A 7,807-nucleotide genomic window follows, 5' to 3' on the forward strand; every position below is an offset into this window, starting at 1 on the left:
GAGCGCGTCGGAGTTGCCGTACGCCGAGAGCTCGGTGAGCACCTTCGCGACGATCGCGCCCTGCGCGTCGGCCGCGAGGCGGATGTTGAGGAAGCCCGGTCCCGCGACCTCGGCCGATTCGATGCCGTCGGCGGCGGTGAGCGCTTCGGCGAGCCAGGTTGCGAGCTCGCGCGGGTTCACACCGGCCTTCTTCGCGACCTGCATCGCCACGTTGGTCGCATAGTCGCCGTGCTCCGGGTTCCGGGGCCGCTCGACGGTGAGGGTCTCGGGCAGGACGGACACGTCGAGGTCACGCTCGGCGAGCACCCTCGCAGCGGTTCCGTGGAGCAATTCGGCAAGGTCGGCAGGAGTCACAGGAGTTCATCCTATTGGCTGGCCCCTGCGAGCACCGACGGTGCCCCACAGGAGCGCGCCCGTACAGTTGTGGGGGCACGCGGCCCGGGGCCGCGGTCTCGTTGTCCATCCGATGTTGTCCATCCGATCGAAAGAGCTACCAGCGATGCCCAGCGGTTCGGTTAACGGTGGTTCCGGCAAGAAGTCCGGCGCCAAGTCCGCGAAGGCCATTTCGGCCGCCGCGAAGAAGAGCGGCGGGGGCCGCGGACTTCCCAAGCAGCGTCAGATCCCGTGGATGGTGATCGGTGGCGTCGTCGCGGTCGTCGCGCTGATCGCCGTGATCGCCGTCAGCATCGTCCCGAAGTACCAGGATCAGCAGAAGCTGGCTGCGTGGACGCCGTCCGAGTCGAATCAGGATCCGTCGACCGCGCTCGAGGGCATCGTCACGGTCGACTATCCCGCCGGGCAGCACATCGATTCCACCCAGCGGGTCGCCTACGACCACACCCCGCCGTTCGGCGGTCCGCACGACTCGATCTGGGCCACGTGCACGGGCGTCGTCTACCCGGAGGCGATCCGTACGGAGAACGCGGTGCATTCGCTCGAGCACGGTGCGGTGTGGATCACGTACAACCCGGACCTGGTCGACGCCGCGGGGGTCGAGACGCTCAGCGCGAAGGTCGACGGCAAGTCCTACACCATGATGTCGCCGTATCCGGGCCAGGCTTCGCCGATCTCGCTGCAGTCGTGGGGCCACCAGCTCACGGTGGATTCCGCCGACGACGAGCGGATCGACCAGTTCATCGCCTCGCTGCGTCAGAACCGGTACACCTACCCGGAGGTCGGTGCGAGCTGCGCGACGATCCCCGGCTCGTACGATCCGGCGAACCCGCCGCCGTTCGATCCGTCGGCTCCCGGCCCGGACGCCGTGCCGATGACCGGCGGAACGGTCGACTCCGCCGAGGTCCAGACGGACATGCAGGCTCCGGCGGGTAGCTGACCATGAGCGACGGTTTCTCGCAGGGTTCGGGACAGCGCCGAATCCTCGTGGCACTCGGGATCATTGCTGCGCTCGCGATCGGTTTCCTGGTCGGTTTCCTGATCCCGCGCGGGGATGCGCAGGAGGTTCCGGCGGCCGATTCCGTGGCCGTCGGTTTCTCCCAGGACATGAGCGTGCACCACAACCAGGCGATCGAGATGGCGTCGATCGCGCTGACCCGTTCGACGGATCAGCGGGTGCAGAACCTGGCGTACGACATCCTCACGACCCAGCAGAACCAGGTCGGGCAGATGCAGGGCTGGCTGACGCTGTGGAATCAGGCGCCGTTGCCCACCGGTGAGTACATGACGTGGATGAGCGACGACAGCGAGACCATGCACGACGGTCACGCCGCGGGCCACGGTTCGTCCGCCGCGGCGGTCCCGATGCCGGGCATGGCGACCTCGCAGGAACTGGCGGCGCTGCGGGCCGCGTCGGGTCCGGAACTCGACGTGCTGTTCCTGCAGTTGATGCTGCGGCACCACCAGGGCGGGTTGCCGATGATGGAGTACGGCGCCGAGCACGGCGAGGTCGCCGCGGTACGGACGCTGGCGCAGACGATGGTCGATACGCAGACCGGCGAGTCGGAGTTGATGACGGCGATGCTCGCCGAGCGCGGCGCACAGCCCCTGCCGATGAACTGACCCCCGATCCGGGCCGAAAAACCCGCGCTGACCAGGCGATGTGGCGTATGGGCAACAATGCGCTAGGCTAACTCCGCACCGCCGGTCAGCCGGTGGGCCCGGATTGCCCTCGTAGCTCAGGGGATAGAGCGCTTGCCTCCGGAGCAAGAAGTCGCAGGTTCGAATCCTGCCGAGGGCACCACGAGCAGTAGGCCCCGCTTCGAATTCGAAGCGGGGCCTACTGCTTTTCGTAATTTTCGGGCTGGTCGCCGATCCCTATCCTGTGGTCGCCGCGAGCGGGCCCATGTCGAAGTAGTCCCGCCACGCGGCGATCTTCCCGTCGACCACCTCGAACGAGCCCATGACGGGGACCTCGACCGTGCGCCCGTTGACGGTCAGCACGTCGGTGCGCTCGTTGAGGACGAGGTTGTCGCTCGCGAGCTGGCGATGGATGCGGAAGTCGATACCGCCGAACGTCGCGACCATCCCGGCGAAGTACTCCTCGATGGCGGCACGGCCGTGGACCTCCTCCAGCGGAATGTTGTGGTACACGGCGTCGTCGGTGAAGTACGCAGCGAGCGCGGCCGGATCCGGTTCCGCCCAGGCGGCGCAGAATTCGGTGACGAGCTGGTCGGGCGTCATCGCCTGCCTCTCCGTTGCAGTCCGATCGAATGTCACACGCGGACGAACCGCGCCGGATCGGTTCCGGGGACGCGGCGGGCGCGGCCCCGCTCGATGAGGTGCCGGATGTGTGCAGAGCCTTCGGACATGGCCATCTGCTTGCCGCGCGGCGGTGTCTCGTCCCACGGCCGGTACCACGTCATGCGTTCGGTGGCCTGCCACAACGTCAGCTCCTCGTCCCCGAACGACTCGTAGAGATCGTCGAGGCGACGTTCGTGGTGTTCGACGAGCGCCTCCGTCCGGGCTGCGAGATCGTCGATGGGCTGCCGGTGCGCGGGCAGGGTGCGGCGGGCGGGCAGAGTCGCGACGGCGCGCAGCGAGTCGAGGAACTCCCCCAGCGCGTCGCGTTCGGCCACGGGGAAGTCGAATTCGCCGACATGCGGGGTGGTCTTGGCGAGCACGTGGTCGCCGCTGAAGAGGATGCCGTGTTCCTCGATGAAGAAGCACGCGTGGCCCGGGGTGTGGCCGGGGGTGAACACGGTTCGCAGGGTGCGTCCGGCGAGCGGGATGATCTCGTCGGTCTTCAACACCCGGTCCGGTTTCTCGTCCGGGACGCCGTCGCGATCACGGCCGGCGGCGAGGAATTCCTCGATGTACTCGGCGGGCGCCCCGGCCTTGACCCACTGGTCGAGTTCCCGGTTCGTCCAGTCGTGGCCGGCCATCATGTGTCCGAGCTGTTCGAAGTCCGCTTCGTGCATGCCGACCCAGCATCCGGACGCTTCGCGGATGCGGCCGGTGAGGCCGACGTGGTCGGGATGGAAGTGCGTGACGACCACCCCTTCGACGTCGGTCACCGACAGGCCGGCCGATGCGAGCCCGGCCTGCAGCGCATTCCAGGAGGTGTCGTTGTTCCACCCCACGTCCACGAGGATCACGCCGCGTTGGGACTCGACTGCGTAGACCTGGGTGTCGCCGACCGGCAGGTCCGCGACGGGAACGGGGATCGCGTGGATGCCGTCCCCGATGTCCCGGGCCTCGTTGAGTTGTTCCATATTTGCGCCTCCGAAATCTGCACTACTGCATCTTCTTTCTTCGAAGCTAGCGCAAAGGGTTCAACTATTCTTCGGAGAGGGGTTCGATGATCGCGAGAATCGAACGGATCTCCCCCGCCGGGATGTCGAAGTGCTCGGTGATCGACACCGTCGTGTGGGCACCACTGCCGGTATCTATCTCGAGCAGGAAACGCGCAACGACGTTGTTGCCCCACTCGTGGAACGTCAGATTCCGCACCCGGCGGAGCGGCCGGTACTCCGGGCCGTGCTCGAGCCGGTGCCGGATCTCGGCCCCGGTGTCGCCGGTGCGCTGCCCGTTCTCCACCCGCCAGGCATCGGCGGCCAGGCGGACGTGGGACGCGTCGTGGCTGATCAGAGACCGGATGTAGGCCCGAGCCATCGCGACCCGGGGGCTGTCGGTCGGCGCGGTCGCGTGCTCGGCGACGGCCGCCATGAGCGTCGGCGCCCAGTCCGGCCGGCAGATCACCAGATCCGGCAGATAGGGGTGGGGGCGGTTGTATTCGAGTTCCGAGCCGTCGATCCGCGCGCAGAACAATCCGGCCGCCTGCGCGACGGCGACGGGGGCCGCCGAGTCCCACTCCCACTGGCCACCGGCGTGAACATAGGCGTCGACCTCGCCGCGGAGCACCGCCATCGCCTTCGCGCCCGCCGAACCCATGCGCACGACGTCGGCACCGACGGCGCGGGCCACCGCACCGGCGAACTCCGGCGGGCGGCTACCGCTGACCACGATGCGGGGACGTCCCTCGCCGAGCGGACGCCGTTCGACGACGGGCGCCTCGTCGGTGCTGTACACGGCGCCGAGGCCCGGCTGGGCGACCGCCCCGGCGGTCAGGCCGCGACCGGCCTCCCACAACGCGACGTGCACGGCCCAGTCGGTGTGGCCGAGCATCCCGTATTCCTTCGACCCGTCGAGCGGGTCGATGATCCACACCCGCTCGGCGTCGACGCGCGCCGGATCGTCCGCGGATTCCTCGGACAGCACGGCGTCGCCGGGACGGTGCTCGGCCAGCATTTCGAGGATGAGCACGTTCGCGTCGTGGTCACCGCGGCGGCCGAGTTCGCGCCCGCTCAGGGCGTCGGCCTCGGCGGCTCGAACGGTCAGCAACAGTTCTCCTGCCGCCGTGGCGATCTCGGCGGCGAGAGCAGCATCGTCTGTCATGGCATCAACACTTCCATGATCCGGGCGGCCTGCGCGACCGGATCGCCGTCGGAGGGGCGGAGCACCAGGTCGGGGTTCTGTGGCGGTTCGTACGGATCGTCGACGCCGGTGAAGCCGGTGATCTCCCCGGCCCGGGCCCGGGCGTACATGCCCTTGGGGTCGCGGGCCTCGCAGTCGGCGAGCGGGGTGTCGACGAACACCTCGACGAACGGGATGCCGGCGTCGGCGTGCTGCTGCCGGATCCGGTCGCGGTCGGCTCGGAAGGGGCTGATCAGCGAGCAGATCGCGACGAGGCCGGCGTCGGCCATCAACTGGGCGACGGCCCCGACGCGGCGCACGTTCTCGGCGCGGTCCTCGGGTCCGAATCCGAGGTCGGAGTTGAGTCCGTGGCGCAGATTGTCGCCGTCCAGGCGATAGGCGGGAATTCCCGCCGCGAGCAGCTTTCGTTCGAGTTCCGCTGCGACCGTGGACTTTCCGGATGCGGACAGCCCGGTCAGCCACACCGTCCTGCCCGTGGTGGCGCGGTCGGCGCGGACGACCTCGGCGGGGTGCCACACGGCGCCCGTCTCGGCGAGGGTGGGTCCGGTGATCATGCCGGCGGCGACGGTGTTGCCGGTGGCCTCGTCGACGAGGACGAAGCTGCCGGTGGTGCGGTTGCGCCGGTACGGATCGAACAGCAGCGGCTGCTGAGTGCGCAGCTGTACGCGCCCGATCTCGTTGAGGCTCAGCGTGGTTGCGGTCTCGTCGCGGTGCAGCGTGTTGACGTCGAGCCGGTAGTCGAGCCGCACAGGCCGGGCATGGACCGCCTTCGTGGTGTGCAGCAGGGTGTAGCGGGTGTCCGGATCGAGGCTCGAGCGTTCGGTGAGCCAGCAGACCATGGCATCGATGTCGGTGCCGACCAGCGGCCGGTTGTTGGGCCGGCACAGCATGTCCCCACGGCCGAGGTCGAGTTCGTCCGCGAGTTCGACGCACACGGCGACGTCGGCGAACGCATGCTCGAGCGGTTCTCCGCCGGGACCCCAGATGCGCTCGACGCGGGTACCGAACCCGGACGGCAGTGCGACCACCTCGTCGCCGGGTTTGAACACGCCGCTGGCGACGGTGCCCGCGTAGCCGCGGAAGTCGCCGGTGCCCGCGTAGCGGCGGAAGTCGCCGGTGCCCGCGTAGCGGCGGAATTCGCCACTGCGGCGGATGACGTACTGCACCGGCAGGCGCGCGTCGATGAGGTTGTGGTCGGACCCGATGTGCACCTGTTCGAGGTGATGCAGCAGCGAAGTCCCTTCGTACCACGGCATGTTCGCGGTGCGGCTGACGACGTTGTCGCCCTGCAGCGCCGAGATCGGCACGAAGTACAGGTCGTGGATCTCCAGTTTGGCTGCGAAGAGCCGGAATTCGTCGCAGATCTCCTCGAACCGTTCCTGCGACCAGTCCACCAGATCCATCTTGTTCACACACAGCACCAGGTGCGGCACCCCGAGCAGACTCGCCAGGAAGGCATGCCGCCGAGTCTGTTCGAGGATGCCCTTGCGGGCGTCGACCAGGATCAGCGCGAGGTCGGCGGTCGAGGCGCCGGTGACCATGTTGCGGGTGTACTGCTCGTGTCCCGGCGTATCGGCGATGACGAAGCTGCGGTGCGGCGTCGCGAAGTAGCGGTACGCGACGTCGATGGTGATGCCCTGTTCCCGTTCCGCGCGCAGGCCGTCGGTGAGCAGCGCCAGATCGGTCTGTTCGGCGCCGCGGTCCCGGCTGGTACGGGCCACGGCCTCGAGTTGATCCTCGAAGACGGCCTTGGAATCGAACAGCAGCCGGCCGATCAGCGTGGACTTGCCGTCGTCGACACTGCCGGCGGTCGCGATGCGCAGCAGTCGGGACATCAGAAGTACCCCTCCTTCTTGCGGTCTTCCATGCCCGCCTCGGAGATCCGGTCGTCGGCGCGGGTGGCGCCGCGTTCGGTGACGCGGCTGGCGGCGACCTCGGCGACCACCTGTTCGGCGGTGGCCGCGGTGGATTCGACGCAGCCGGTGCAGGTGGCGTCGCCGACGGTGCGGAAGCGCACGAGCGCCTCGCGCGGCTGCTCTCCGGGCCGCAGAGCGAGAAACCTTGTGTGCGCCAGGAGCATGCCGTCGCGTTCGACGACGGGCCGGCGGTGCGCGTAGTACAGCGCCGGCAGGTCGATGTTCTCGTCGCGCAGGTACGACCAGATGTCGAGTTCGGTCCAGTTCGACAGAGGGAAGACGCGGATGTGCTCGCCCTTGCGGTGCCGCCCGTTGTACAGGTGCCACAGTTCGGGTCGCTGCGCCTTGGGATCCCACTGGCCGAACCGGTCGCGGAAGCTGAAGATGCGTTCCTTGGCGCGGGCCTTCTCCTCGTCGCGGCGGGCGCCCCCGAAGACCGCGTCGAAGCCACCTTCGCGCAGGGCACGCAGCAGAGTGCCGGTCTGCAGCCGGTTGCGGCCGCCGTGCGGACCGGTGTCCTCGACGGCGCGGCCGGCGTCGATGTCGTCCTGGACGGACGCGACGATCAGACGCAGGCCGAGTCGCTCGACGACCCGGTCGCGGAATTCGACGACCTCGTCGAAGTTGTGGCCGGTGTCGATGTGCAGCACCGGGAAGGGCAGCGGCGCGGGCCAGAACGCCTTGGCGGCGAGGTGGAGCATCACCGCCGAATCCTTGCCGCCCGAGAACAACAGCACGGGCCGCTCGAAGGTCGCCGCGACCTCCCGGAAGATGTGCACGGATTCGGCTTCGAGCGCGCGGAGGGGCGGCAACTCGTAGGACGGTGGTCGAGACGGCTGCGCCGTGGTCATCGAGGTACTCCCCACCCGGGACGTCGGTCCAAATATGTACCGATTCGGTCGAAGTCGGACTATCGAAACGATAGAACGAGTTTCAATTCGGGGTCAACGGTTTGGGGGAGGCCCGGAGCGGCGGTCACCGCTCCGGACGTCGCCCGCCGA

The 7,807-nt window shown here is 68.6% G+C and carries 7 protein-coding genes, 1 tRNA gene and 1 pseudogene; 3 read left to right on the forward strand and 6 right to left on the reverse strand.

Annotated elements, in window-relative coordinates:
* Nucleotides 1-354: pseudogene (locus I0Q12_RS33650) on the reverse strand (arginine--tRNA ligase); the annotation flags it as partial.
* Between the two features lie 145 nt (nucleotides 355-499).
* Here I0Q12_RS33650 and I0Q12_RS23450 point away from each other — a divergent pair.
* The 3 genes from I0Q12_RS23450 (at nucleotide 500) to I0Q12_RS23460 (ending at nucleotide 2,197) form a co-directional block, all read left to right on the forward strand.
* Complete coding sequence (locus tag I0Q12_RS23450; protein ID WP_197255221.1) at nucleotides 500-1,333, forward strand: DUF3105 domain-containing protein; 834 nt, start codon at nucleotides 500-502, stop codon at nucleotides 1,331-1,333.
* 2 nt (nucleotides 1,334-1,335) lie between these two features.
* Complete coding sequence (locus I0Q12_RS23455) at nucleotides 1,336-2,016, forward strand: DUF305 domain-containing protein (RefSeq protein WP_197255222.1); 681 nt, start codon at nucleotides 1,336-1,338, stop codon at nucleotides 2,014-2,016.
* Between the two features lie 105 nt (nucleotides 2,017-2,121).
* A tRNA-Arg gene (locus I0Q12_RS23460) sits at nucleotides 2,122-2,197 on the forward strand.
* Nucleotides 2,198-2,271: 74 nt separating this feature from the next.
* Here the strand turns inward: I0Q12_RS23460 and I0Q12_RS23465 are convergent.
* The 5 genes from I0Q12_RS23465 to cysD form a co-directional block, all read right to left on the reverse strand.
* Nucleotides 2,272-2,637, reverse strand: a complete 366-nt coding sequence (locus I0Q12_RS23465) for an SgcJ/EcaC family oxidoreductase (protein WP_197255229.1) — start codon at nucleotides 2,635-2,637, stop codon at nucleotides 2,272-2,274.
* Between the two features lie 32 nt (nucleotides 2,638-2,669).
* A complete protein-coding gene (locus tag I0Q12_RS23470) occupies nucleotides 2,670-3,668 on the reverse strand; it encodes an MBL fold metallo-hydrolase (protein ID WP_197255231.1) in 999 nt (332 codons plus the stop codon).
* Nucleotides 3,669-3,732: 64 nt separating this feature from the next.
* Nucleotides 3,733-4,851, reverse strand: a complete 1,119-nt coding sequence (locus I0Q12_RS23475) for a 3'(2'),5'-bisphosphate nucleotidase CysQ (protein WP_197255233.1) — start codon at nucleotides 4,849-4,851, stop codon at nucleotides 3,733-3,735.
* A complete protein-coding gene (cysC, locus tag I0Q12_RS23480) occupies nucleotides 4,848-6,725 on the reverse strand; it encodes an adenylyl-sulfate kinase (protein ID WP_197255235.1) in 1,878 nt (625 codons plus the stop codon). Before cysC ends, I0Q12_RS23475 begins: the two co-directional genes overlap by 4 nt.
* On the reverse strand, nucleotides 6,725-7,657 hold the full coding sequence (gene cysD / locus I0Q12_RS23485; protein ID WP_197255237.1) for a sulfate adenylyltransferase subunit CysD: 933 nt from the start codon (nucleotides 7,655-7,657) through the stop codon (nucleotides 6,725-6,727). The genes cysC and cysD overlap by 1 nt, the downstream gene beginning before the upstream one ends.
* Between the last annotated feature and the right edge of the window lie 150 nt (nucleotides 7,658-7,807).

This window comes from Rhodococcus sp. CX (assembly GCF_015865005.1).
Classification (GTDB): Bacteria; Actinomycetota; Actinomycetes; order Mycobacteriales; family Mycobacteriaceae; genus Rhodococcus.

Coding starts and splice junctions, on each gene's coding strand:
- I0Q12_RS23475 (WP_197255233.1), bottom strand. CDS start 4,851: ATGACAGACGATGCTGCTCTCGCCGCCGAGATCGCCACGGCGGCAGGA.
- I0Q12_RS23465 (WP_197255229.1), bottom strand. CDS start 2,637: ATGACGCCCGACCAGCTCGTCACCGAATTCTGCGCCGCCTGGGCGGAA.
- I0Q12_RS23450 (WP_197255221.1), top strand. CDS start 500: ATGCCCAGCGGTTCGGTTAACGGTGGTTCCGGCAAGAAGTCCGGCGCC.
- cysD (WP_197255237.1), bottom strand. CDS start 7,657: ATGACCACGGCGCAGCCGTCTCGACCACCGTCCTACGAGTTGCCGCCC.
- cysC (WP_197255235.1), bottom strand. CDS start 6,725: ATGTCCCGACTGCTGCGCATCGCGACCGCCGGCAGTGTCGACGACGGC.
- I0Q12_RS23470 (WP_197255231.1), bottom strand. CDS start 3,668: ATGGAACAACTCAACGAGGCCCGGGACATCGGGGACGGCATCCACGCG.
- I0Q12_RS23455 (WP_197255222.1), top strand. CDS start 1,336: ATGAGCGACGGTTTCTCGCAGGGTTCGGGACAGCGCCGAATCCTCGTG.